Consider the following 23,693-nt stretch of genomic DNA (forward strand, 5'->3'; position numbering starts at 1 on the left):
TTGCATTGTCGTTTGCTAGCGTGCCGCTAGCTACGGGTTAGCTCTGCATCAACCGCTTCTGTCGCGCGACGCTCATGATCAGCCCGATCGCGACGCCCAATGTAGTCAGCGCGGTGCCACCGTAACTCATGAACGGCAACGGCACGCCGACCACCGGCAGAATCCCGCTCACCATGCCGATATTGACGAACGCGTACGTGAAGAATGCCATCGTCAACGAGCCGGCCAATAATCGCCCGAACAATGTCGCGCCGTTGGCCGCGATGTAGAGCCCGCGCGCGATCAATAGCATGTACAGCGTGAGCAGCACGATTCCGCCTGCCAAACCGAACTCTTCCGAAAACACCGCGAAGATGAAGTCGGTGTGCTTCTCGGGGATGAACTCCAGATGCGCCTGCGTACCCTTCAGCCAACCCTTGCCGAGCGGGCCGCCCGAGCCGATCGCGATCACCGCTTGAATCGTGTGGAAGCCTTTGCCGAGCGGGTCCGAGGTCGGATCGAGCAGCGTGCAGATGCGGTGCTTCTGGTAGTCGTGCATCAGCGGCCACTGCACTTCGGGCTGACAGATCTTGTCCTGGAACGCCGCGATCGACGCAACCGCAATCACGGCCGCGATCAGCACCGGCATGATCAGCTTGAAGCTCAGCCCCGCGAAGTAAATCACGAACAGGCCGGCCGCGAACACGAGCACGGCCGTGCCGAGGTCGGGCTGCTTCGCGATCAGGCCGACCGGCACGATCAGGATCACGAAGCCGACCAGGTAGTCGTACCAGCGCATCACGCCTTCGCGGCGCTGGTAGTACCAGGCGAGCATCAGCGGTGTGGCGATCTTCATGATTTCCGATGGCTGGATCACCACGCCGACGTTGATCCAGCGCTTCGCGCCCTTGCGCGTAAGGCCGAACATCGCGACCGCGACCAGTAGCGCGATCCCGAACGCGTAGAGCGGGACCGCGAAGCGCATCAGCGTATTGGGCGGCACATTGGCGAGCCCCCACATCAGCACGAAGGTGAGCAGGATGTTGCGCAACTGGTCTTCGACGCGGCCCGGCATGTCGAGCGTCGCGCTGTACAGCGTGACGATGCCGACGCACAGCAGCAGAAACACGATCAGTGCGAGCGGACGGTCGAAGCCTACGAACATCCGCTTGATGCGCTCGAGCCAGGCGCGCTTGTCGAATTGCATGCCTTTCTCCTTATTCGTCGATGCCGCCGGCGGCCGGCTGGCGCGGCGACGCGCCCTGGAAACTGTCCTCGCGCGATGGTGCCGCTACGCTCGGCGCCGGCTCGCTTGCCGGACGGGGTTGGTGCGGGGCGCCGGACGTACGCGACGCGGATTTCTTTGCCGCGGACGAAGCCGATGCCGGCTTCGCCGCCGAGGCCGCGCGCGCTGCGGTGGCCGAAGCCGCTGCCGGCGCGCTGGCCGGCACCGTTGCCGCCGCGCCAGCCGACGCCGCCACCGGCGCAGACGCGCCATTCGCGCCCGAAGCCGCAACAGCCGCCGACGCACCGGAGGCCATCGCGGCAGCCGCCGCCCCTGGCATCGGCAGTGCCTTGAAGCCCGCCGCAATCTTGAGCGGCTGAGCGCCATCATGCGATACAGGCGTATCGCCGACCTGCGGCGCGGATGCTTCGAGCGTGGTCGATGCCGCTACCGCGACGGCCGCTTCTTCCGCACCGGGCTTGTTCTTGCCGACCAGGTAATAGTCGAGCACCCTGCGCGCAATCGGACCGGCCGCCTCCGCGCCCCAGCCGCCGTTTTCGACGACCAGCGCGAGTGCGATCTTCGGTTGATCGGCCGGCGCGAAGGCGATGAACAGCGCGTGATCGCGCAAATTCTCCGCAACCGCGTGACCTTTGTAGTTCGCGCCTTGCAGCGAGTACACCTGCGCGGTACCGGTCTTGCCGGCCGCCTGATATGGCGCGCCCGCGAACACTTTGGCCGCCGTGCCGTTCGTGACCACGCCTTCCATCGCGCGCTTGATGAAGTCGATGTCCTGCTGCTTGACCGCGATCTTGTCGCTCGGATCGCGCACCACCGGCCGCGTGTCCTTCGTGATCGGATTCTCGATGTCGCGCACGAGGTGCGGCTTCATCACGACGCCGTTGTTCGCGAGCGTTGCGGTGGCATGGGCGAGCTGCAGGATCGTGAACGAGTTGTAGCCCTGGCCGATGCCGAGGCTGACCGTTTCGCCTTCGTACCACTTCTGCTGCTCGGGGCGGCGGTACGCGTGGCGCTTCCAGTCGGTCGACGGCAGGATGCCCTTCGCTTCGCCGGCGATGTCGATGCCGGTGATCTGCCCGAAGCCCCACGGCTTCATGAAGTTCGCGATGTTGTTGACGCCGAGATCGTGCGCGAGCATGTAGAAGTACGTGTCGTTCGACACGACGATCGCGCGGTTCATGTCGATCCAGCCTTGGCCCGAGCGCACGTCGTTGCGGAACGTGTGGCCGCCGAACGTGTAGTAACCGGGGTCCTGGAAGCCCCAGCTCGGCGTGCGCTTGTGCAGCGTCAGCGCGGCGAGCGCCATGAACGGCTTGTAGGTCGAGCCCGGCGGATAGGTGCCGTGCAGCGGCCGGTTCAGGAGCGGATGGTCGGGCGAGTTGTTCAGCTCGTCCCAGGTCTGCTGGTCGATGCCGTCGACGAAGGAATTCGGATCGAAGCTCGGCGCCGACACGAATGCGAGCACGTCGCCGGTGGACGGCTCGATCGCGACGAGCGCGCCGCGGTGTCCGGCGAACGCCTGCTCGGCGACCTGCTGAAGGCCGATGTCGAGCGACAGCACGAGGTTGTTGCCCGGGGTCGCCTGGGTGCGCGACAGCGTACGCACCGGGCGGCCGCCCGCCGTCACCTCGACTTCCTCGAAACCGGTCTGGCCGTGCAGTTCGGTCTCGTAGCTCTGCTCGACGCCGATCTTGCCGATGTAATCGGTGCCCTTGTAGTTGTTCGCGTCAAGACGCGGATCGTAGTGGTCCGGATCGCTGTCGTTCTGATCGCTGGCGTCGTCGATGCGGTCCTGGTCGCGTTGCGAAATCCGTCCGATGTAGCCGATCACGTGCGCGGCGGTCGGCCCGAGCGGGTACTGGCGGAACAGCCGGGCGCGCACTTCGACGCCAGGGAAGCGGAAACGCTGCGCGGTGAAGCGCGCGACTTCGTCGTCGGTCAGGCGCGTGCGGATCGGCAGACTTTCGAAGTTCTTCGAGTCTTCCTGCAGCTTCTTGAAGCGGCGACGGTCGCGCGCATCGATCGACACGACGGTGGCGAGGTTGTCGATCACGTTATCGAGCGTGTCGTTCAGCTTCGATGGGGTGATTTCGAGCGTATAGGCGGAGTAGTTCTTCGCGAGCACGACGCCGTTCCGGTCGGTGATAATGCCGCGGTTCGGCACGATCGGCGCGACGGAGATGCGGTTTTCATCGGCTTGCAGCGAGTACTTGCTGTAGTGCCAGACCTGCAGGAACAGGAAGCGGAAGCCGATCAGCCCGAAGCAGACAAACACGAACAGGCCCGCCGCCGCGACGCGCAGGCGGAATTTCGTGAGCTGCTGTTGAGTGTCCTTGAATTCGGTCATGCGATTCTGCAAAAGGCCGGCATGCGGCCATCAAGAGTGTGCGCCCAAACTGGCCGCGGCCGGTGGGCCCGATGCGGGATCAAATGGGGCGCGTATCGTCCGGGTCGGCGGGGCGGCGCTGCGGCATCAGCAGCAAGATGCTGGCGACCGGCCACAGCGCCGCTTCGACGAAACCGTCGATCAGATAACTCCAGCCCGGAAACGCCGCGCCGGTCAACAACCGGATCACGAACGGCACCAGTTGCGCGACGACGAGCAGCGGCATCACCGCGAACGTCTGCACGCCGAGCGACATCCACAACACGCGGCGGTGAATCGTGATCGCGCCGTACGACAGCAGCGTGTAGGCGAGCGCGTGCTCGCCGAGCAGGCTCGCGTTGTGCACGTCCATCAGCAGACCGAGCAGAAACGCGATGCCCATGCCCACCTTGCGCGGCTGATGGACATTCCAGAACAGCAGCACGAGTGCGACGAAATCGGGCACGCCGGCGAGACGCCCCCACGGCATCAGGTTCAGCAGGAACGCGGAAGCGAGGCTGAACGCGATGAAGTACGGGTTGACGGGCTGCAGGATGTATTGCGGGCGATTCATGGCTGAGCCCCCGGCTCGGCTTGCGGCTTCACGTTCTTCGCGGCGGCCGGCTTTTCGGTTTTCCTGTCGGCTGCGGGCTTTTCGGACTTCTTGTCGGCCGCAGCTTTGCCCGGCGCCTTTTCCACGGATTTGGCTGCGGGCTTTTCGGTCGCCGCTTTGTCGGCGGCGTTCCTGTCGGCTGGCCTGGCGGCGGATTTGTCCGCCGCGCCCTTGCCGTCCGCTGCTTTGGCGCCCTTCTTCGCTTTCGCTTCCTTCGCGACGGTTGCCGCGTCGGGTTCGTCCGCCGGGCGCGGCGGCGCGTTGTTCTGGACGTGCAGCACGAGCACCTGACGCGCACCGCGCACCGCGGCGACCGGCAGACTGACTACGCGCGCAAACGCGGTGTCGGCCTGCTTGTCGACGCGCACGACCTTCGCGACCGGCAGCCCCGGCGGATACACGCCGTCGAGGCCGCTCGTGACGAGCTCGTCGCCGGTCTGGACGTCGGCGCTGATCGGCACGAAGCGCAGATCGAGCGTGTCGCCCTTCGGCGTACCGTAGATCACGCTGCGCAAGCCGGTGCGCAGAATTTCGACCGGCACCGCCTGGTCCTTGTCCGTCAGCAGCGTGACTTCAGCCTGCAGCGGGAACACCCGTGTGACCTGGCCGATCACGCCATCTTCGTCGACGACCGGCGAGCCGTTCTGGATGCCTTGCTGCGCGCCGCGTCCGATCACGACCTTCTGCGTGAACGGATCGCGCGTGTCGTACTGGATTTCGGCGGGCAGCGATTGCGTGGTGAGGCTCTGCGACAGTTGCATCAGCGCGCGCAGATGGCCATTTTCGGCGGCGAGCGACGCGGCCAGATTGGCCTGCTGCGACAGCCGCAGATCCTTCGCGCGCAGCTTCGCGTTCTCGTCGCGCAGCGTGGCGCTCGTCACGGCGAGGTCGGCGGCGCCCATGAAGATGTCGCGCGGCACGAGCGCTGCACGCTGCAAAGGATAAAGACCCGCGCCGAGCACGCCGCGGACGATTTCGAGCGTCTGGAAGCGGGCATCGGAGATCAGCAGGGCGAGCGCCAGCACGACGAAGAACACCAGTCGGGCCAGAGCGGAGGGGCCTTGCTTGAACAGGGGCGGCGGACTGTATTCCATGGTCGGCGCCGGGGGCGTGAGCGGTTGGGTGAGACGGCGACGCGCAGGGCGCGCGCGGTCAGCGAGCGGAGGCTGGTCGGCCCAGCCAACGACAAAGCGGCCCGCAAGGGGCCGTGTGCCAGATCCGCGCTACTGACATGGGAGGAAGGCTCGCTTACTCGTACGAGAAGATGCTGCCGAGCTTGTCCATGCGTTCGAGCGCCATGCCCGAGCCGCGCACGACGCAGGTCAGCGGGTCTTCGGCGACGAGCACCGGCAGGCCGGTTTCTTCGGCGAGCAGGCGATCGAGGTCGCGCAGCAGCGCGCCACCGCCGGTCAGCATCATGCCGCGCTCGGCGATGTCCGCGCCGAGTTCCGGCGGCGTCTGTTCCAGTGCGATCTTCACCGACGACACGATCTGGTTCAGCGGATCGGTCAGCGCTTCGAGGATTTCGTTGCTGGAGATCGTGAAGCTGCGCGGAATGCCTTCCGACAGATTGCGGCCCTTCACTTCCATTTCCTTGACTTCGGAGCCCGGGAACGCGGAGCCGATTTCCTTCTTGATGGCTTCGGCGGTCTGTTCGCCGATCAGCATGCCGTAGTTGCGGCGGATGTAGTTGACGATCGCTTCGTCGAACTTGTCGCCGCCGACGCGCACCGAGCCCTTGTACACGATGCCGCCGAGCGAGATCACGCCGACTTCTGTCGTGCCGCCGCCGATGTCGACGACCATCGAACCCGTTGCTTCCGACACCGGCAGGCCCGCGCCGATCGCGGCAGCCATCGGCTCTTCGATCAGATACACCTGCGAGGCGCCGGCGCCGTGCGCGGCTTCCTTGATCGCGCGACGCTCGACCTGGGTCGAACCGCACGGCACGCAGATGATGATGCGAGGCGACGGCGAGAACATGCGCGATTCGTGAGCAGTCTTGATGAACTGCTTGATCATCTGCTCGGTGACGGTGAAGTCGGCGATCACGCCGTCTTTCATCGGGCGGATCGCCTCGATGTTGCCCGGCACCTTGCCGAGCATCTGCTTGGCTTCCTTGCCGACTGCCTGAATGGTCTTCTTGCCGTTGGGGCCGCCTTCCTGGCGGATCGACACGACCGACGGTTCGTCGAGAACGATGCCCTTGCCGCGCATGTAGATAAGGGTGTTGGCGGTGCCGAGATCAATCGCCAGATCGTTGGAGAAGTAGCTGCGCAAAAAACCGAACATTCAAAATCCTGTCTCGCTGGGGGCCGGGCCTCGCACCGTATGCGTAGGGCGGCAGCGGAAAAATAACAGCTTCAACCGGGCGGTAGCGACGCCACATGAACTTGAAGCCGCGGGGGAGTCTACCGGAGGCCGTTGCAAAGCCAGGGCGGAAAGCGCCGGACGTTCTTGGAATTGTCCGTAAGGCCTTGGTAAGTCGGTCCGGGTTTGGGTCGAACGCGTAATGATACCTTATAATTTTGGATGTTTTGAAGGAAACGGAGCGCACATTTTGTCATTGCCGCTCCTTTTTCCGGATTGTCCTATCTTGTCGTAACCCGCTGTTACAACGCGACTTTTTAACTGTTGTGACATTCCACCCTTTCCGGTGACTGCATGGCTCTGACCCTGACCGATGTAAAACGCATCGCGCATCTCGCGCGACTCGAACTGGCCGATGCCGACGCCGAGCACACGCGTGCCCAGCTCAATGATTTTTTTGGCCTCGTCGAGCAGATGCAGGCGGTCGATACCACCGGCATCGCGCCGCTTGCCCACCCGATCGAGCAGATCGAAGACGTCGCGCTGCGTCTGCGTGACGACGCCGTCACGGAGACGGTCGAGCGCGAGGCTTTCCAGCGCCCCGCGCCGGCCGTTCAGGACGGCCTGTACCTCGTGCCGAAGGTGATCGAATAAGACCCGCCGGGCAGACCCCGGGTCTGGCGTCGGCGCGAGCCTCCGTGGTCCAGACGCGCGTCCTCGCCGCGAAGCTTGCCGGACCGGTCTGCCGACGGGCAACCGAACGCCTCCACGGCGGCGTGACCACGCTGCCGCGCTTTCCAGGATAAAACGCAATGCATGAAAAAAGTTTGAGCGAACTGCGCGCTGCGCTCGCGGCCAAGGAATGCTCCGCAGTCGAACTGGCGCAGCTGTACCTGAAGCGGATCGACGCGGCCAATAGCCTGAACGCGTTCATTCAGGTCGATCCGGAACTGACGCTCGCGCAGGCGAAAGCCGCCGACGCGCTGCTGCACACCGGCCATGCGGGCCCGCTGGTCGGCCTGCCGATCGCGCACAAGGATGTGTTCGTCACGAAGGGCTGGCGCTCCACGGCCGGCTCGAAGATGCTCGCGAACTACGAAAGCCCGTTCGACGCGACCGTGGTCGCGCGTCTGCAGAACGCCGGCATGGTGTGCGTGGGCAAGACCAACATGGACGAGTTTGCGATGGGTTCGTCCAACGAGAATTCGTATTTCGGCGCCGTGCAGAATCCGTGGGACCGCAAGGCCGTGCCGGGCGGTTCGTCGGGCGGCTCGGCTGTCGCCGTGGCCGCGCGTCTCGCGCCCGCCGCGACCGGCACCGACACCGGCGGCTCGATCCGCCAGCCGGCGTCGTTCTCGGGCATCACCGGCATCAAGCCGACGTACGGCCGGGTGTCGCGCTACGGCATGATCGCGTTCGCGTCGTCGCTTGACCAGGGCGGCCCGATGGCGCAAAGCGCCGCGGACTGCGCGACGCTGCTCAACGCGATGGCCGGCTTCGACGAGCGCGACTCGACGAGCCTCTCGCACGAGCGCGAGGACTACACGCGCTATCTCGGCAAGTCGTGGCAGGACGGCGGCACGGACAAGCCGCTCGCCGGTCTGCGCATCGGCCTGCCGAAGGAGTATTTCGGCCCCGGTCTCGCCGACGACGTGCGCGCGTCGATCGACACCGCCTTGAAGCAGTACGAAGCGCTCGGCGCGACGCTCGTCGAGGTGTCGCTGCCGAAGACCGAACTGTCGATCCCGGTCTACTACGTGATCGCGCCGGCCGAAGCATCCTCGAACCTGTCGCGTTTCGATGGCGTGCGCTTCGGCCATCGCGCGGCCGAGTACCGCGATCTGCTCGACATGTACAAGAAGTCGCGTGCCGAAGGCTTCGGCCCGGAAGTGAAGCGCCGCATTCTGGTCGGCACCTACGTGCTGTCGCACGGCTACTACGACGCGTACTACCTGCAGGCGCAGAAGATCCGCCGCATCATCGCGCAGGACTTCCAGCAAGCGTTCAAGCAGTGCGACGTGATCATGGGACCGGTCGCGCCGTCGGTGGCGTGGGACATCGGCGCGAAGGGCGACGATCCGGTGCAGATGTATCTGGCCGACATCTATACGCTGTCGGTGAGCCTCGCCGGCCTGCCGGGCATGAGCGTGCCGTGCGGTTTCGGCGCGGGCGCGAACGCGCAGCGTCCGGTCGGTCTGCAGATCATCGGCAACTATTTCAACGAAGCCCGGATGCTGCAGGTGGCCGACGCGTTCCAGCGCGCGACCGACTGGCACCGTCAGGCACCGGCAGGAGTGTGAGCACCATGACCAAACAATGGGAAGTCGTGATCGGTCTGGAGACCCACACGCAGTTGTCGACGCATTCGAAAATCTTCTCGGGCACCGCGACCCAATTCGGCGCCGCGCCGAACACGCAGGCCAGCCCCGTCGATCTGGCCCTGCCGGGCACGCTGCCGGTGATGAACCGCGGCGCGGTCGAACGCGCCATTCAGTTCGGCCTCGCGATCGGCGCAACGGTGGCGCCGCGCAGCATCTTCGCGCGCAAGAATTATTTCTACCCCGACCTGCCGAAGGGCTACCAGATCAGCCAGTACGAAATCCCCGTCGTGCAGGGCGGTCAGGTGACGATCCAGGTACCGGCCAATGAAAAGGCGGGCAAGGAAGCGTACGAGAAAACCATCAACCTGACGCGCGCCCACCTCGAGGAAGACGCGGGCAAATCGCTGCACGAAGACTTCGCGGGCATGACCGGCATCGACCTGAATCGCGCCGGCACGCCGCTGCTCGAAATCGTCACCGAGCCGGAAATGCGCAGCGCGGCCGAGGCCGTTGCCTATGCGAAGTCGCTGCACACGCTCGTCGTGTGGCTCGGCATCTGCGACGGCAACATGCAGGAAGGCTCGTTCCGCTGCGACGCGAACGTGTCGGTGCGTCCGGTCGGCCAGAAGGAATTCGGCACGCGCACCGAGACCAAGAACCTGAACTCGTTCCGCTTCCTCGAAGAAGCGATCCAGTACGAAGTGCGTCGCCAGATCGAGCTGATCGAAGACGGCGGCACGGTGGTGCAGGAAACGCGTCTGTACGATCCGGACAAGCGCGAGACGCGTTCGATGCGCAGCAAGGAAGACGCGCACGACTACCGCTATTTCCCCGACCCCGACCTGATGCCGCTCGTGATCGACGCCGCGTGGGTCGAGCGCGTGAAGAGCGAGATGCCGGAACTGCCGGAAGCGATCCAGCGGCGCTTCGTGTCGCAGTACGGACTCACGCCGTACGACGCGAACGTGCTGACCTCGAGCAAGGCGACGGCCGCTTACTACGAAGCGGTGGTCGCCAAGTTCGGTGCGGCCAACGCGAAGGTCGCGGCGAACTGGGTGATGGGTGAAGTGTCGTCGCAGCTCAATCGCGAAGGCCTCGACATTGCCGCGTGCCCGGTCTCGGCCGCGCAGCTGGCGCTGGTTCTGCAACGTATTGCCGACGGTACGATCTCGAACAAGATCGCGAAGGAAATCTTCCTCGCGATCTGGGAAGAGAAGGCCACCGACGAAGCCGCCGCCGATCGCATCATCGAGGCGAAAGGCTTGAAGCAGATTTCGGACGCCGGCGCGCTCGAAGCGATCATCGACGAAGTGCTCGCCGCGAACCAGAAGTCGGTCGACGAATATCGCGCCGGCAAGGAAAAGGCGTTCAACGCGCTGATCGGCCAGGCGATGAAAGCAACCAAGGGTAAGGCCAACCCTGCTCAGGTCAATGAATTGCTCAAGAAGAAGTTGTCCTGAGTTGAAGTGCTGCGGGCCGGGCGTGATCGCGCCCGTGTCACCACGGGCCGTTGCCGGATCGAAGCAGGGCAACGGCCCGTTTTATTTTGCGGACCCGCTTCAGCCGGTTAAGCGTAGGTAAGCGTAGACCTTGGAGTGTATGCATGACAAAGCAACCCGATCTCGACGATTTCCGCGTGCCGTATTTCGACGACGGCAAGAAAAAAAACCACTTCTCGCTCGACCATTTCGACCCGAAGGCGAAGCCGTTTTCGAGCGGCTCGAAAGACGCGGACCGCGCGCGTCTGTCGGAAGTAGGCCTGCTGCTCGACAACCTGCAGGAGCGGCTGCACGCGCAGCGCAAGCGCCGCGTTCTGCTAGTGCTGCAAGGCATGGACACGAGCGGCAAGGACGGCACGATCCGCGCGGTATTTCACGAAGTCGATCCGCTCGGCTTGCGCATCGTGCCGTTCAAGGCGCCGACGCCCGTCGAACTCGCGCACGACTTCCTGTGGCGCGTGCATTCGCAGGCACCCGCGGCCGGCGAGCTGACGATCTTCAACCGCAGTCACTACGAAGACCTGCTCGTGCCGACCGTGCTGGGCGCGCTCGACGCCGCGGCGTTCCAGCAGCGGTGCCGCCACATCCGTCAGTTCGAGGAGATGCTCGCCGACAGCGGCGCGACGATTCTCAAGTGCATGCTGCACATTTCAAGGGACGAGCAGCGTGTGCGTTTGCAGGAGCGCATCGACGATCCGCTGAAGCACTGGAAATTCGACGTGTCGGATCTCGAAGCGCGCAAGCAGTGGGACGCGTATCAGTCCGCGTATCGCGACACACTGGCCGCGACGTCGACGGAATACGCGCCGTGGTACGTGATTCCGGCCGAGTCGAAGACGCATCGCAACGTGATGGTCGCCGAACTGCTGCTGCGCACGCTCGACGCGCTGAAGCTCGAATATCCGCCGGCCAAGGAATCGCTGAAGGGCGTCAAGGTCGAGTGAACGCGGCCTTGCCCCTTGGCTTCAGAAACGAATCGAACAAAAGAGGAAAGACATGTTGCGTGTGATTACCGCCAACCTCAACGGCATCCGCTCGGCGGCGAAGAAGGGCTTTTTCGACTGGTTCGGCGAACAGGGCGCCGACGTGCTTTGCGTGCAGGAAATCAAATGCTCGCAAGACGACATGACGCCGGAGTTCATGGCGCCGCACGATTTCACCGGCTATTTCCAGCATGCGGTAAAAAAGGGTTATAGCGGCGCGGGCGTCTATACGCGTCATGAGCCGGACGAAGTGGTCATCGGCTTCGGCAGCGAGGAGTTCGACCCGGAAGGGCGCTATGTCGAGCTGCGTTTCGGCAAGCTGTCGGTGGTCTCGGTGTATGTGCCGTCGGGGTCGAGCGGTGACGAGCGCCAGCAGGCCAAGTTCCGTTTCATGGACGAGTTCATGCCGCATCTCGCCGAACTGGCGAAGGAGCGCGAGGTGATCGTGTGCGGCGACGTGAACATCGTGCACAAGGAAATCGACATCAAGAACTGGAAGAGCAACCAGAAGAATTCGGGCTGCCTGCCCGAAGAGCGCGCATGGCTCGACAAACTGTTCGACGAAGTCGGTTATGTGGACGTGTTCCGCACGCTCGACCAGCGGCCCGAGCAGTACACGTGGTGGAGCAATCGCGGTCAGGCGTATGCGAAGAACGTCGGGTGGCGGATCGATTACCAGATCGCGACGCCGGGCATCGCAAGCAAGGCGAAGCGCACGGACGTGTTCCGCGACATCAAGTTCAGCGACCATGCGCCGCTGACCGTCGACTATGACCATAAGGTCAAAAAGTAAGCCCACCGGCCGCGACGCGTGCAGCGCCGTGGCCCGCCGGCAGTCGTAGAACCGGGGTATCAGTCGCGCGCAGGCTTGCGGGTCGGCCGACCGATGCCTGCATAATCGGGCAACTCGTCGACGCTCTTGCCGATTGCCTTCGCGTACAGCGGCAGCATGTCCGGCAGCCGCTTGATGATGTCGTCGCGGCGCGCCGGCGTGTACGGGTGCACGTAGATGAAGCCCTGGCCGCGACTGCCGCGCGTCGCCTGCGCGAGCTTATCCCACAGCGTGACCGCCGCGCGCGGATCGAAGCCGGCGCGCGACGCGATATCGCTGCCAATCACGTCGGCTTCGGTTTCGTCGGTGCTCTCGTACTTCATTTCCAGCAGACGCGAACCGATGCCGAGCGGCGCCATGCCCAGATCGGCGAGGCCGAACAGTTGCGGAATCGTGCCGGACGAATCGAGCTGGCTCGCCTGCAACTGACCGAGCCGCATGCGCGCGTGCTCGCGCAACGCGTGCGCGATCTCATGGCCGATCAGCATGCCGACCTCGTTGTCGTTCAGGCGGACGCGATCGAGAATCCCGCTATAGACGACGATCTTGCCGCCCGGCAGGCAGTACATGCGGATGTCGTTCGAGCGCACCACCGCGACTTCCCACTTCCAGAGCTTGGCTCGCTCGTTCCATTTCAACGAGTATGGAATCATCCGGTCGATGATCGAGCGCACGCGCGTCACGCGCGCGTCCGTCTCGCCGTACAGGCGGTTCGCGTGGCTGGCGCCGTAGACGATCTGGTTGAACTCCTCGGCGGCCTGCGCCTCGAGCATCGACGACGGGATCAGGTTGCGGAACACCATGTAGCCACCGTAGCGCAGTTGCGGGCTCACGTAGTAGGGCGGCGGGACGGCCGCGGGGGCCGATGCCGCGGCGGGCGCTTTGGCGGTGGCGGGGGCGTGCGCGGGCTGCGGCGCGGAGCCGGAAGTAGCGGCGCCCGGAGCGCTACCGCTAGCGCTGGGCGTGCCCGGGGCACCGGCGTTGGCACCGGTGCTGTTATCCGCGCCAGGTTTGGCACCGCCGGCGCTGTTGTTGCCGCTGTTGCCGCTGTTGCCGCCTGCAGCCGAAGTCGTGTTGTCCGCGGCGCTGGTGCCGCTGGTCGCGGACCTGGCCGCAGGCATCGGGGCCGGGTTGGGCGTCGCACCGCTAGTGGTCGCGGCGGCGGCGGCCGGCGCGGGCGCTTGCGCGCCGCTCACCGGGCTCGCGCCAGTCGCCGGCGTGCCGGCCGCATAGGCGCCCGCCGGCATCGCCAGCGCGACGCTCGCGCAACCGAGGACGCTTACGGCGCTGAGTGTGGTGCGGCGCGCGCGGGTCGGAAGCGGTACCTTCACGACCGGTCCCTCCACGGCGCGATGCGCACCAGCAGCAGCATGCCGGGCACCGCGAGCGCGGTGCAGAGGATGAAGTAGTCGAACCAGCCCATCCGCGCGACCACATAGCCGCTCGCCGCCGACGCGAGCGTGCGCGGCACCGACGCCAGGCTCGTGAACAGCGCGAACTGCGTCGCGGTGTAGCGCGGATCGGTGGTGCTCGCGATATACGCGGTGAACGCGGCCATCGTGAGACCGGTGGCGAAGGTCTCGAAGCCGTACACGAGCGCGAGCGCGACCGAGCGTGGATCGAGCTGCACGCTCCAGTCGATGCCGACGAACGACAGCAGCTTCGTCGTCCCCTGGCTCAGTGCGACGGCAATGTTGTAAATCGCGGCAAGTCCGGGCGAGTCCGGGCCGAGATGCGCGAGCCACGCGAAGCCGAGCGTCGACACCATCTGCAGCAAACCGAAGATCCACAAGCCGCGGCCGATGCCGATCTTCATCAGCCAGATCCCGCCGACGATGCCGCCCGCGAGACTCGCGCCGAACGCCGTGGTCTTGGCGATCACGCCGATCTGCGTGCGCGAAAAGCCGATGTCGAGGAAGAACGACGTGGACAGCGTGGTCGCCATCGTATCGCCGAGCTTGTACAGGAAGATGAAGCCGAGCACGAAAAGGGCAGTGCGCCAGCCGTCGCGCTGAATGAATTCCCTGAACGGCTCGACGATCGCCTCGCGCAGATTCTTCGGCGGCTCGCCGTGCACCTCGGGCTCGCGCACGACCAGCGTCATCAGAACGCCCGGCAGCATGAACGCGGCCGTCACGATGAAGACGGTGCTCCACGGCAGATGATCGGACAAAATCAGCGCGAGCGAACCGGGCACGAGCGCCGCGATCTTGTACGCGTTCACGTGCACCGCGTTGCCGAGGCCCTGCTGCGTGTCGCTGAGCAATTCACGCCGGTACGCGTCGATCACGATGTCGGAGCTCGCGCCGAAGAACGCGACCAGAGCGGTCAGCGCGGCGACGGTCCAGATCGATTCGCGTGGCGACACGAAACCGAGCGTCGCCATCGCGCCGGCCACGAGCAATTGCGTGACGAGCATCCAGCCGCGCCGTCTGCCGGGCCGCCAGGCGGGCACGCGCGGTACGTAGCGGTCCATCAGCGGTGCCCAGACGAATTTCCAGGTGTACGGAAACTGGATCAGCGCGAAGAGGCCGATTTCCTTCAGATTGACGCCTTCCGAGCGCAGCCACGCCTGCACGAGGTAGACGAGCGTAAACAGCGGCAATCCCGACGTGAAGCCGAGAAAGACGCAAATCAGCATGCGCGTATTCAAAAACGCGCGCCAGCCGGGATGTTCTTCGTGAGCGGTAAGTGCGGGCGCCTCGTGCGGCGGGTTCGACATGTGGATAAGTGACGTTAGCTTTTCTTGACGCGATAGACCGCAAGACTACCACGCCAGTTCACGCCCCAACGCACCACCTGTCCGTCATGCAGCACGACGCGATCGAGAATCTCGATGCCGACTTCGGGCGCGAGGGCTTCGAAGTCCTTGATCGTCAGCACACGCACGTTCGGCGTGTTGTGCCATTGATAAGGCAGCGACTTCGACACCGGCATACGCCCCTGCAACACCGACAGCCGATGCGCCCAATAGCCGAAATTCGGAAACGACACGATGCATTGCTTGCCGACGCGCACCGTCTCGCGCAGGATCGCCGCGGTCTGATGAATCGTCTGCAGCGTCTGCGACAGCACCGCGAAATCGAAGCTGCCGTCTTCGAACAGGCGCAGGCCGTCTTCGAGATTCTGCTGGATCACGTTGACGCCCTTCTGCGTCGCGGCGAGCACGCCGGCGTCGTTGATCTCGATGCCGTAGCCCTGCACGTCCAGTTCTTCGTTCAGCAGCGACAGCAACGAGCCGTCCGCGCAGCCGAGATCGAGCACGGTCGCGCGCGGTTCGACCCAGCGGGCGATCGCGCGGAAGTCCGGGCGCAATGCCAGGTAATCAAGTGCTCGCTGGTTCATGCGTTGACCTCGTTTGCAATGCGTTCGTAGTAGGCGCGCAGCAGGTTGTGATAGCGCGCATCGTCGAGCAGGAAGGCATCGTGGCCGTGCGGCGCGTCGATCTCCGCATAGGTGACCGTGCGTTTGTGGTCGAGCAGCGCCTTCACCAGTTCGCGCGAGCGTGCCGGCGCGAAACGCCAGTCGGTCGAGAAGCTCGCGATCAGATACTTCGCGGTGGTGTGCGCTAGCGCGGCGGTCAGATCGCCCTCGAAGGCCTTGGCCGGATCGAAGTAGTCGAGCGCGCGCGTGATCAGCAGGTAGGTGTTCGCGTCGAAGTAGTCGGCGAACTTGTCGCCCTGATAGCGCAGATACGATTCCACTTCGAATTCGACGTCGAAGCTGAAGTTGTAGTCATCGAGCGCGCCTTCCGCGCGACGCAGCGAGCGGCCGAATTTTTCGGCCATGTCGTCGTCCGACAGATACGTGATGTGGCCGATCATCCGCGCGACGCGCAGGCCGCGCTTCGGTTTCACGCCGTGCGCGTAGTAGTTGCCGCCGTGGAAGTCGGGGTCTGACAGGATCGCCGAGCGTGCGACCTCGTTGAACGCGATGTTCTGCGCGGACAGTTTCGGCGTCGATGCGACCACGATGCAATGCGCGACCCGCTCCGGATACATCATGCTCCACGCGAGCGCCTGCATGCCGCCGAGACTGCCGCCCATCACGGCGGCGAAGCGCGTGATGGCCAAGGCGTCGGCGACGCGCGCCTGAGCGTTGACCCAGTCTTCGACGGTGACGACCGGAAAGGTCGCGCCATACGGCTTGCCGGTCGCGGGGTCGATGCTCATCGGCCCGGTCGAGCCGAAGCACGAGCCGAGGTTGTTCACGCCGATCACGAAAAACCTGTCGGTATCGAGCGGCTTGCCCGGGCCGACCATGTTGTCCCACCAGCCGATGTCTTTCGGATCGTCGGCGTACACGCCCGCCACGTGATGCGATGCGTTCAGCGCGTGGCACACGAGCACCGCATTGCTGCGCGCGGCATTGAGCGTGCCGTAGGTCTCGACCATCAGGTCGTAGCCTGCGAGCGAGCTGCCGTTGCGCAATGGCAGCGGCTCGGTGAAATGCATTTTTTGGGGAGCGACGATGCCGATGGATTCCATTCATTCCGCCATTGAGTCAACAGGGCGGCTAAACGGCGTCGGCGAAGCACGAAGAGAAGGACGGTGTGCGCAGCTGACGACCTCTTTAGCCGCATTTATAGTGAACCGCGGGCCTGGGGCCAAGGGTTCGCGCGCCCGCAATCGAGTCAGCAAATCGGCGCGTGAAAGGGTGTGAAACCGGGTGCAACGTGTATCGGGATGCCTTGGCGCGGCCCGTTATGCATCGGAAGGCCGCGGCAACATCAGGCGCAAAGTATAGCGGAAAATTCCGCGCGGCAGCGGCACGGGCGATGCCGCGCGAAGGGGGCGAGTCCTCGCGGACTACTGAAGAATCAGCAGCAGTTGCTCGTCCGCGTGTTCGGCGGGCGGCCGCGCGAAACCGCTGCGCACATAGCGATGCCAGCGGCCGATCACGTAGCTCACCACCAGGCTCGCGCGAATGGCGGGATCGTAGCCGGCAGGCAACGCAGTGGATTGCGGTGCGGTCTGCGGGCCGGCGTTGCCTGTGACGTCGTTATCCGCACGGGCAAGCGCTTCGGACTGCGCGAGCCGCAAGCACTGCTTCAGCGATGCCTCGATCCGTTCGAGCATCCGGTTCACGCGCTCGGTGAGTCGCTCGTGCTCGCCGATCAGCGCCTCGCAGGTCAGCACGCGCGTCATGCCGGGATTTTTCGCGGGAAAGTTGAGCAGCATCAGCGCGATCGCGCGCGCCTGCAGCACACCGTTGTTTTCGTGATTGGTGATCTGGTTGATGAGGCCGAACAGCGTCTGCTCGATGAACTCGATCAGCCCTTCGAACATCTGCGCCTTGCTGGCGAAATGGCGATACAGGGCGGCTTCCGACACACCGAGCCGGGCGGCGAGCGCGGCCGTGGTGACCTTCTCGCGCTTCGGCGCCTCGAGCATGCTGGCAAGCGTCTGCAGGATGTGCACGCGACGCTCGCCCGGCTTCGGACGCGGCGAGCGTGTGGCGGCCGGCGCCGCGGGGGAGGCTGCGGCTGAGGTTTCGTCAGGCTTGTCGATCGGCTGCATGGCTGTGGTCCCCCGGCTGATGTCGTTGGCGGCTTTCGTCCCTACTGTCCCGGCTTGCGTCCCTTCCATCGAACCGAGCGCGTGCCCAGTCGTAGCGATTTTAGCGAACGAATGCTGCGGTCGACATAATGCGGCCGGCCGGTGCCCGGCAGGCGCGTCGGCACACCGTCCGCGTGCGGCTTGCGCGGCAGGTGCCCGGTGATCCACACGGTGCGGATGCCGAGCCGTCGATAGTTTTTCAGGTGCGAACGCGTGTCCTCGACGAGGATCGCGTCTTTCAGCGACACGTGCGCGTCGCGCATCGCGCGGCGCAGCATCGCGTGATCGGGCTTCGCGCGCCATTGGCGGCGATCGCGCATGTGCTCGATCGCGATCACGCGCTCGAATAGCCGCTCGATGCGCAACTCGGCGAGCACCGCGCGCGCGTAGGTTTCGGGCGCGTTGGTCAGCACGATCTTGCGGCCCGGCAGCGCCGCGATCAGACGCGCGACGCCGCGCTCGTGGCGGATCATCGAGCAGAGGTCGGGGAACGTGTGCACGACCTTCAGGAAGTCGTGCGCGTCGAGCGGATGGTGGCGCGTGAGACCGAGCAGTGCTGCGCCGTAGCGCAGCGTGTAGCCGGTGCGCAGACGGTTGGCTTCGTCGATGTCGACTTGCAGCGCGTCGATGATGTACTGGGTCATGCCGCGATTGATCGCGGGGAAAATGGCATGTGACGCGCGGTGCAGCGTGTTGTCGAGATCGAACAGCCAGACGGGCTTGCCGCCTGCGAGGTCAGGACGGCGGCGCCGCGAAGTGTGGGTGCACATGGTGAACTTCTTCAGCCGCTGACGGGCGTTTCATGCTGCGGATGCGCAGAGATTGCCGCATCAACGCTCGGGGGCGCGCATGGACTGCCGGCCGCGAGGTGGGGCACAGGCGTCGCGCCGCTCGGACGCAACCCCTGTGCCGGGGATGCCGCAACGATCAATGCGAGCGGATCATCGTGCCGAACGGCTGTTCGGTCAGAATTTCGAGCAGCACCGAGTGCTCGATGCGGCCGTCGATGATGTGCACCGAGCGCACGCCGCTCTTCGCCGCATCGAGCGCGGACGAGATCTTCGGCAGCATGCCGCCGGAGATCGTGCCGTCTTCGAACAGACCGTCGATTTCGCGCGCCGACAGGTCGGTCAGCAGATTGCCTTCCTTGTCCATCACGCCGGGGATGTTGGTCATCATGACGAGCTTTTCGGCGTTCAGCACGACCGCCAGCTTGCCCGCGACGAGATCCGCGTTGATGTTGTACGACAGGCCGTCTTCGCCGAAGCCGATCGGCGAGATGACCGGAATGAACGCGTCGTCCTGCAACGCCTTCACGACCGCCGGGTTGATCGACTCGACTTCGCCGACCTGGCCGATGTCGACGTACTGGCCCGGAGTTTCGCGATCCGGCATCAGCATCTTGCGCGCGTGGATCAGGCCGCCATCCTTGCCGGTCAGGCCGACCGCGTGGCCGCCGAAGTGGTTGATCAGCATCACGATGTCCTGCTGCACCTCGCCCCCGAGCACCCATTCGACGACTTCCATCGTCTCTTCGTCGGTGACGCGCATGCCCTGGATGAACGTGCCCTGTTTGCCGATTTTCTTAAGCGCCTGGTCGATTTGCGGACCGCCGCCGTGCACGATGACCGGGTTGATGCCGACCAGCTTCAGCAGAATCACGTCGCGCGCGAAGCCCTGCTTCAGACGCTCTTCGGTCATGGCGTTGCCGCCGTATTTGATGACCACGGTCTTACCGTGATACTGACGGATGTAAGGCAGCGCCTCGGCCAGAATTTCGGCTTTCAGGGTGGGCGCAATCTGCGAGAGGTCGGGAAGCTCGGACATGGCGGCAGGCTCGGGCACGGAACAGTTGAAACAGCGCGAATTGTACAGGACTGGCGCGCTGCAACAGGGTTTTCGGCCGCGGCGCGAGCGACGGGCGGTGCAGGCTTGGCGTACCGCACCATGACGCGCCACGGGGGCGGCGAACAGCAAGCGTAACGCACTTGCGTGACGGCTGTGCATTGGCCGAACGGACGACTGCACCTGAGCGTGTCAGTCATGGCATCATGGCTTGATCAATGTCCCCGGCCCTGAGCGCCGATCTGCGATGAAATCGTCTTCCCCCCGCTCCGAACGCAGCGCACGCTGTCCGCGCTGCGGCAATGCTTTCGACTGCGGCATGCAGACTGAGCCGTCCAACTGCTGGTGCCGCGCGCTGCCGCCGCTACCGGTCGAGCGGTTAAAGCCAGGCGGCCGGTGTCTATGCCCGGAGTGTCTGGCCGCGGAGATTGCACAGGCGACACACGAGGCGAGTGAGCATGAGCGGCCGTGATGGTCGGATTTGCCCCGGGGCCGATCAGAAACCGCCGACGCGCGGCGATGCTGCGCCACCCGCGCCCGCAGATCGCGCACAATCGCTTGCAGCGCCGGCTCCCATTCGCCGAACCGCGGCTGCCGATCCGCGGCGATCGCGTCGGCGTGCCGGCTGGCCATCCGCAGCGTGTAGCCGGCGCGGAATTGTGCGACGGCGTTTCTCGGGTCGAGTGGGGCAATAATGGCGGGCGTCGTCGAGCGGGTGCAGTTTGGCCGCGGCGGCGAAGCAACGGGCTTCATCTGCCGCAGCGCCACTGGCTCGGGCAGCGGCGGCGTAACGGGTAGACTAGGGTCATGCACCGTATAACCAACACCGGCCGCGTCAATCTCGGTCATCTGTTCTGGCTGCGCAGCCTCGCGATCATCGGTCAGCTGCTGACGATCGCGTTCGTGCAGATCTTCCTCGGCGCCAATCTGCCGTTGCCGGCGATGCTGCTCGTGATCGGGCTCGAAGTGCTGTTCAACGCGCTCACGTGGTGGCGCGTGTCGCAGCAGCGTCCCGAGTCCAACCTCGAGCTGTTCGGGCAGATCTGGGTCGATCTCGGGGCGTTGTCGGCGCTGCTGTTCCTGTCCGGCGGCACCACCAACCCGTTCGTGTCGCTGTACCTGCCATCGCTTGCGATCGCGGCGGCCGTGCTGCCGTGGTATCTGATGGCCTGGCTCGCGGCGTTCGCGGTCGCCTGCTACGCGATGCTCAGTTTCGATTCCGTGCCGCTCAATCTCGAGAATCCCGCCAACCTGTTCGACTACTACCGCTCGGGCATGTGGGTCAACTTCATGGTCAGCGTGGGGCTGATTGCGTGGTTCGTCGCGCGCATGTCCCGAGCGCTGCGGCTACGTGACGCAGCGCTTGGAGAAGCGCAGCAGCGCTTGCTCCACGACGAACGGGCGGTCGCGCTCGGCGTGCAGGCGGCCACCGTGGCCCACGAAATCGGCACCCCTCTGTCTACAATCGCGATGTTGTCCGAAGAATTGCGCGACGCGGCGCGGACCGACGCGGGACTCGCCCCCTACCGCGCCGATCTCGAGCTGCTCGAGCAGCAGATGATGTTGTGCACGTCGGCGCTCGCGCGGTTGCGCAGCCGCGCAACGACCACGACGAACCGCCAGCCGGTCGACGAATGGCTCGAATCATTTGCCGGGCAATGGCGCCTGCGCCATCCTCACGTGAAGTTCGAGCGGCTTGGCACACCGCCCGCCGATGTCAGTCTCAACGACACGGTGGCCGTCAGCCAGATACTGACGATCCTGCTCGACAACGCCGCGCGCGCGAGCCGCGATCACGTGACGCTGTCCTGCGTGCTCGCGCCACGCGGCGACCAGATCGTGTTCGAAGTGTGCGACCACGGTCCGGGCATTCCGGCCGCGCTGCGCGGCTCGCTCGGCGCGATGCCGGTGGAGAGCACGCAGGGCGGTCACGGCGTCGGCCTGTATCTGGCGTTTTCGGCGGCGGCGCGTCTGAACGGATCGATCGAGCTGACCGACGCCAACGGCGGACGGCCGCGCGGCACGCGTGCGGTGCTGCGACTACCGCTCGCCGCGCGCAAGATTTCCGGAGCGAGCCCACATGGCGCCGCGCCATCCAACACGGAGAAACAGGCATGAGCGAGAAGAATTTTCTGGTGATCGACGACGACGAAGTGTTCTCCGGCATCCTCGCGCGCGGCTTGACGCGGCGCGGCTACACGGTGACCGAAGCACACAACGCGGACGAGGCGATCCGGCTCGCGAATCAGCAGAAGTTCAGCGAGATCACCGTGGACCTGCATCTCGGTAACGACTCCGGCCTGACGCTCGTCGCGCCGTTACGCGATCTGCAGCCCGATGCGCGCATGCTCGTGCTGACCGGCTACGCGAGCATCGCCACCGCGGTGCAGGCGGTCAAGGACGGCGCCGACAACTATCTCGCAAAGCCCGCCAACGTCGAGACGATCCTGTCGGCGCTGCAAAGCGAGGCGAGCGCGTTGCAGGCCGAGGAGGCGATCGAGCATCCGCAGCCGCTGTCGGTGGCGCGGCTCGAATGGGAGCATATCCAGCGTGTGCTCGCAGAACACAACGGCAATATCTCGGCGACCGCGCGCGCGTTGAACATGCATCGGCGCACGTTGCAGCGCAAGTTGGCGAAGCGGCCGGTGAAGCAGTAGGCGGCGATCTTCTGGCGCGGCGTTGGCTGTTCGAGGCGCCGCCGCGGGAAGGGCGGCACAAAACAAAACGGGCTGCCTATGCGAAGGCAGCCCGTTTTTCATGCATCAGCGCTTCGCGCTGTCACCGCGCATGTCAAAGCACGTAGCGCGACAGATCCTCGTCTTCGGCGATTTCGTTCAACGCGCTATCGACATACGCCGCGTCGATCTGCACTGCATGGCCCGAATGATTGCCGGCCGAGAACGACACTTCTTCGAGCAGTTTTTCAATCACCGTATAAAGACGCCGCGCGCCGATGTTCTCGGTCTTCTCGTTGACCGAGTACGCGATCTCGGCGAGACGGCGGATGCCGTCGTCGGCGAATTCGAGGTGCACGTCTTCGGTCGCGAGCAGGGCTTGGTATTGCTTGACGAGGCTCGCGTCCGTCGACACGAGGATCGATTCGAAGTCGTTGACCGACAGCGAATCGAGCTCGACGCGAATCGGGAAGCGTCCCTGCAGCTCGGGAATCAGATCGCTCGGCTTCGCGAGATGAAACGCGCCGCTCGCGATGAACAGGATGTGATCGGTCTTCACCATGCCGTACTTGGTGTTGATCGTCGTGCCTTCGACGAGCGGCAGCAGATCGCGCTGCACGCCCTGACGGGACACTTCACCGCCGCCCGCTTCGTTGCGCGACGCGATCTTGTCGATTTCGTCGAGGAACACGATGCCGTTCTGCTCGACGTTCTGCACCGCCTTGCTCTTCACCTCTTCGTCGTTCAGCATCTTGCCGGCTTCTTCGTCGGTGAGCACCTTCAGCGCTTCCTTGACCTTCATCTTGCGGCGCATCTTCTTGCCGCCGCCGATGTTGGCGAACATCGAGCGGATCTGCTCGGTCATGTCTTCCATGCCCGGCGGCCCCATGATGTCCATGCCGACCTGCGGCTGCTCGACGTCGAGCTCGATTTCCTTGTCGTCGAGCTGGCCTTCGCGCAGGCGCTTGCGGAACGTTTGACGCGTCGTGCTGCCTTCATCGGCGGTGTCGGTCGAGCTCGAGCTCGAACCGAAGCCGACCGGCCGTGCGGTTGGCAGCAGGATGTCGAGGATGCGGTCTTCGGCCAGATCGCCGGCCTTGGTCCGCACTTTGCGCATTTCGGTTTCGCGGGTCTGCTTGACCGAAATTTCGATCAGGTCGCGCACGATACTGTCGACGTCGCGGCCCACGTAGCCGACTTCGGTGAATTTGGTCGCTTCGATCTTGATGAACGGCGCGTCCGCGAGCTTCGCGAGACGCCGCGCGATTTCGGTCTTGCCGACGCCGGTCGGTCCGATCATCAGGATGTTCTTCGGCGTGATTTCCTGGCGCAGCGGTTCGTCGACCTGCTGACGGCGCCAGCGGTTGCGCAGCGCGACCGCCACGGCCTTCTTCGCGCGGCCTTGGCCGATGATGTGTTTGTCGAGTTCGGAGACGATCTCGGCGGGGGTCATGGTGCTCATCGATG

21 protein-coding genes are annotated in these 23,693 nt (G+C 64.9%); 8 read left to right on the forward strand and 13 right to left on the reverse strand.

Annotated features, from left to right (window positions below; genetic code table 11):
• Nucleotides 1-37: 37 nt before the first annotated feature.
• From rodA to OKW40_RS17035, 5 genes are all read right to left on the reverse strand, one after another.
• Nucleotides 38-1,186 (reverse strand): rod shape-determining protein RodA, encoded by a 1,149-nt coding sequence (rodA, locus tag OKW40_RS17015; RefSeq protein WP_187612101.1) that lies wholly within the window; start codon nt 1,184-1,186, stop codon nt 38-40.
• A gap of 10 nt (nt 1,187-1,196) precedes the next feature.
• Nucleotides 1,197-3,572 (reverse strand): penicillin-binding protein 2, encoded by a 2,376-nt coding sequence (gene mrdA, locus OKW40_RS17020; RefSeq protein WP_429490607.1) that lies wholly within the window; start codon nt 3,570-3,572, stop codon nt 1,197-1,199.
• Between the two features lie 79 nt (nt 3,573-3,651).
• A complete protein-coding gene (gene mreD, locus OKW40_RS17025) occupies nt 3,652-4,164 on the reverse strand; it encodes a rod shape-determining protein MreD (protein ID WP_018419085.1) in 513 nt (170 codons plus the stop codon).
• Nucleotides 4,161-5,297, reverse strand: a complete 1,137-nt coding sequence (gene mreC / locus OKW40_RS17030) for a rod shape-determining protein MreC (RefSeq protein WP_429490609.1) — start codon at nt 5,295-5,297, stop codon at nt 4,161-4,163. Before mreC ends, mreD begins: the two co-directional genes overlap by 4 nt.
• Nucleotides 5,298-5,451: 154 nt before the next feature.
• Nucleotides 5,452-6,495, reverse strand: a complete 1,044-nt coding sequence (locus tag OKW40_RS17035; RefSeq protein WP_004189550.1) for a rod shape-determining protein — start codon at nt 6,493-6,495, stop codon at nt 5,452-5,454.
• 372 nt (nt 6,496-6,867) lie between these two features.
• Here OKW40_RS17035 and gatC point away from each other — a divergent pair, with 372 nt between their 5' ends.
• The 5 genes from gatC (at nt 6,868) to OKW40_RS17060 (ending at nt 12,109) form a co-directional block, all read left to right on the forward strand.
• The gene (gatC, locus tag OKW40_RS17040; protein ID WP_018419087.1) at nt 6,868-7,167 is read left to right on the forward strand and encodes an Asp-tRNA(Asn)/Glu-tRNA(Gln) amidotransferase subunit GatC; all 300 of its coding nucleotides are present in this window, start codon (nt 6,868-6,870) and stop codon (nt 7,165-7,167) included.
• A 158-nt stretch (nt 7,168-7,325) separates the two neighbouring features.
• Complete coding sequence (gene gatA, locus OKW40_RS17045; protein WP_429490611.1) at nt 7,326-8,813, forward strand: Asp-tRNA(Asn)/Glu-tRNA(Gln) amidotransferase subunit GatA; 1,488 nt, start codon at nt 7,326-7,328, stop codon at nt 8,811-8,813.
• Between the two features lie 5 nt (nt 8,814-8,818).
• Entirely contained in the window at nt 8,819-10,294 is a 1,476-nt protein-coding gene (gatB, locus tag OKW40_RS17050; RefSeq protein ID WP_429490613.1) for an Asp-tRNA(Asn)/Glu-tRNA(Gln) amidotransferase subunit GatB, read from the forward strand.
• Between the two features lie 143 nt (nt 10,295-10,437).
• Entirely contained in the window at nt 10,438-11,277 is an 840-nt protein-coding gene (locus OKW40_RS17055; RefSeq protein WP_090802221.1) for a PPK2 family polyphosphate kinase, read from the forward strand.
• 52 nt (nt 11,278-11,329) lie between these two features.
• Entirely contained in the window at nt 11,330-12,109 is a 780-nt protein-coding gene (locus OKW40_RS17060; protein ID WP_090802219.1) for an exodeoxyribonuclease III, read from the forward strand.
• 59 nt (nt 12,110-12,168) lie between these two features.
• On the opposite strand, the gene OKW40_RS17065 is transcribed toward OKW40_RS17060, so the two are convergent.
• The 7 genes from OKW40_RS17065 to argB form a co-directional block, all read right to left on the reverse strand.
• The gene (locus OKW40_RS17065; protein WP_429490619.1) at nt 12,169-13,494 is read right to left on the reverse strand and encodes a M48 family metallopeptidase; all 1,326 of its coding nucleotides are present in this window, start codon (nt 13,492-13,494) and stop codon (nt 12,169-12,171) included.
• Complete coding sequence (locus OKW40_RS17070; protein WP_184060896.1) at nt 13,476-14,870, reverse strand: AmpG family muropeptide MFS transporter; 1,395 nt, start codon at nt 14,868-14,870, stop codon at nt 13,476-13,478. The genes OKW40_RS17065 and OKW40_RS17070 overlap by 19 nt, the downstream gene beginning before the upstream one ends.
• 14 nt (nt 14,871-14,884) lie before the next feature.
• Nucleotides 14,885-15,493, reverse strand: coding sequence for a methionine biosynthesis protein MetW (gene metW / locus OKW40_RS17075; protein ID WP_090802214.1), 609 nt, complete (start codon nt 15,491-15,493; stop codon nt 14,885-14,887).
• Nucleotides 15,490-16,635 carry a homoserine O-succinyltransferase MetX gene (gene metX, locus OKW40_RS17080; protein WP_429490621.1) on the reverse strand — a complete coding sequence of 382 codons (1,146 nt, stop codon included), beginning with the start codon at nt 16,633-16,635 and terminating at the stop codon, nt 15,490-15,492. Before metX ends, metW begins: the two co-directional genes overlap by 4 nt.
• Nucleotides 16,636-16,956: 321 nt before the next feature.
• Nucleotides 16,957-17,667, reverse strand: a complete 711-nt coding sequence (gene slmA, locus OKW40_RS17085; protein ID WP_429490623.1) for a nucleoid occlusion factor SlmA — start codon at nt 17,665-17,667, stop codon at nt 16,957-16,959.
• Between the two features lie 41 nt (nt 17,668-17,708).
• Entirely contained in the window at nt 17,709-18,476 is a 768-nt protein-coding gene (locus OKW40_RS17090; protein ID WP_184060892.1) for a pyrimidine 5'-nucleotidase, read from the reverse strand.
• A gap of 157 nt (nt 18,477-18,633) precedes the next feature.
• On the reverse strand, nt 18,634-19,533 hold the full coding sequence (argB, locus tag OKW40_RS17095) for an acetylglutamate kinase (protein ID WP_018419098.1): 900 nt from the start codon (nt 19,531-19,533) through the stop codon (nt 18,634-18,636).
• A gap of 265 nt (nt 19,534-19,798) precedes the next feature.
• Here argB and OKW40_RS17100 point away from each other — a divergent pair, with 265 nt between their 5' ends.
• From OKW40_RS17100 to OKW40_RS17110, 3 genes are all read left to right on the forward strand, one after another.
• Nucleotides 19,799-20,023 carry a cysteine-rich CWC family protein gene (locus tag OKW40_RS17100; protein ID WP_090802208.1) on the forward strand — a complete coding sequence of 75 codons (225 nt, stop codon included), beginning with the start codon at nt 19,799-19,801 and terminating at the stop codon, nt 20,021-20,023.
• A 335-nt stretch (nt 20,024-20,358) separates the two neighbouring features.
• Nucleotides 20,359-21,669 (forward strand): ATP-binding protein, encoded by a 1,311-nt coding sequence (locus OKW40_RS17105; RefSeq protein WP_429490625.1) that lies wholly within the window; start codon nt 20,359-20,361, stop codon nt 21,667-21,669.
• Nucleotides 21,666-22,208: a response regulator transcription factor gene (locus tag OKW40_RS17110; protein ID WP_184025882.1), complete on the forward strand. Its 543-nt coding sequence runs from the start codon at nt 21,666-21,668 to the stop codon at nt 22,206-22,208. The genes OKW40_RS17105 and OKW40_RS17110 overlap by 4 nt, the downstream gene beginning before the upstream one ends.
• Nucleotides 22,209-22,341: 133 nt before the next feature.
• Here OKW40_RS17110 and hslU read toward each other — a convergent pair whose 3' ends face one another.
• The gene (gene hslU / locus OKW40_RS17115) at nt 22,342-23,688 is read right to left on the reverse strand and encodes an ATP-dependent protease ATPase subunit HslU (RefSeq protein ID WP_090802203.1); all 1,347 of its coding nucleotides are present in this window, start codon (nt 23,686-23,688) and stop codon (nt 22,342-22,344) included.
• Nucleotides 23,689-23,693 lie beyond the last annotated feature (5 nt).

It is taken from the genome of Paraburkholderia sp. RAU6.4a, from assembly GCF_050435625.1.
Lineage (GTDB): Bacteria > Pseudomonadota > Gammaproteobacteria > Burkholderiales > Burkholderiaceae > Paraburkholderia > Paraburkholderia tuberum.

Bases quoted from the DNA above. Each gene is read 5' to 3' on its own strand.
- rodA (WP_187612101.1), bottom strand. From the start codon at position 1,186: ATGCAATTCGACAAGCGCGCCTGGCTCGAGCGCATCAAGCGGATGTTC.
- mrdA (WP_429490607.1), bottom strand. From the start codon at position 3,572: ATGACCGAATTCAAGGACACTCAACAGCAGCTCACGAAATTCCGCCTG.
- mreD (WP_018419085.1), bottom strand. From the start codon at position 4,164: ATGAATCGCCCGCAATACATCCTGCAGCCCGTCAACCCGTACTTCATC.
- mreC (WP_429490609.1), bottom strand. From the start codon at position 5,297: ATGGAATACAGTCCGCCGCCCCTGTTCAAGCAAGGCCCCTCCGCTCTG.
- OKW40_RS17035 (WP_004189550.1), bottom strand. From the start codon at position 6,495: ATGTTCGGTTTTTTGCGCAGCTACTTCTCCAACGATCTGGCGATTGAT.
- gatC (WP_018419087.1), top strand. From the start codon at position 6,868: ATGGCTCTGACCCTGACCGATGTAAAACGCATCGCGCATCTCGCGCGA.
- gatA (WP_429490611.1), top strand. From the start codon at position 7,326: ATGCATGAAAAAAGTTTGAGCGAACTGCGCGCTGCGCTCGCGGCCAAG.
- gatB (WP_429490613.1), top strand. From the start codon at position 8,819: ATGACCAAACAATGGGAAGTCGTGATCGGTCTGGAGACCCACACGCAG.
- OKW40_RS17055 (WP_090802221.1), top strand. From the start codon at position 10,438: ATGACAAAGCAACCCGATCTCGACGATTTCCGCGTGCCGTATTTCGAC.
- OKW40_RS17060 (WP_090802219.1), top strand. From the start codon at position 11,330: ATGTTGCGTGTGATTACCGCCAACCTCAACGGCATCCGCTCGGCGGCG.
- OKW40_RS17070 (WP_184060896.1), bottom strand. From the start codon at position 14,870: ATGTCGAACCCGCCGCACGAGGCGCCCGCACTTACCGCTCACGAAGAA.
- metW (WP_090802214.1), bottom strand. From the start codon at position 15,493: ATGAACCAGCGAGCACTTGATTACCTGGCATTGCGCCCGGACTTCCGC.
- metX (WP_429490621.1), bottom strand. From the start codon at position 16,635: ATGGAATCCATCGGCATCGTCGCTCCCCAAAAAATGCATTTCACCGAG.
- slmA (WP_429490623.1), bottom strand. From the start codon at position 17,667: ATGCAGCCGATCGACAAGCCTGACGAAACCTCAGCCGCAGCCTCCCCC.
- OKW40_RS17090 (WP_184060892.1), bottom strand. From the start codon at position 18,476: ATGTGCACCCACACTTCGCGGCGCCGCCGTCCTGACCTCGCAGGCGGC.
- argB (WP_018419098.1), bottom strand. From the start codon at position 19,533: ATGTCCGAGCTTCCCGACCTCTCGCAGATTGCGCCCACCCTGAAAGCC.
- OKW40_RS17100 (WP_090802208.1), top strand. From the start codon at position 19,799: ATGAAATCGTCTTCCCCCCGCTCCGAACGCAGCGCACGCTGTCCGCGC.
- OKW40_RS17105 (WP_429490625.1), top strand. From the start codon at position 20,359: ATGCACCGTATAACCAACACCGGCCGCGTCAATCTCGGTCATCTGTTC.
- OKW40_RS17110 (WP_184025882.1), top strand. From the start codon at position 21,666: ATGAGCGAGAAGAATTTTCTGGTGATCGACGACGACGAAGTGTTCTCC.
- hslU (WP_090802203.1), bottom strand. From the start codon at position 23,688: ATGAGCACCATGACCCCCGCCGAGATCGTCTCCGAACTCGACAAACAC.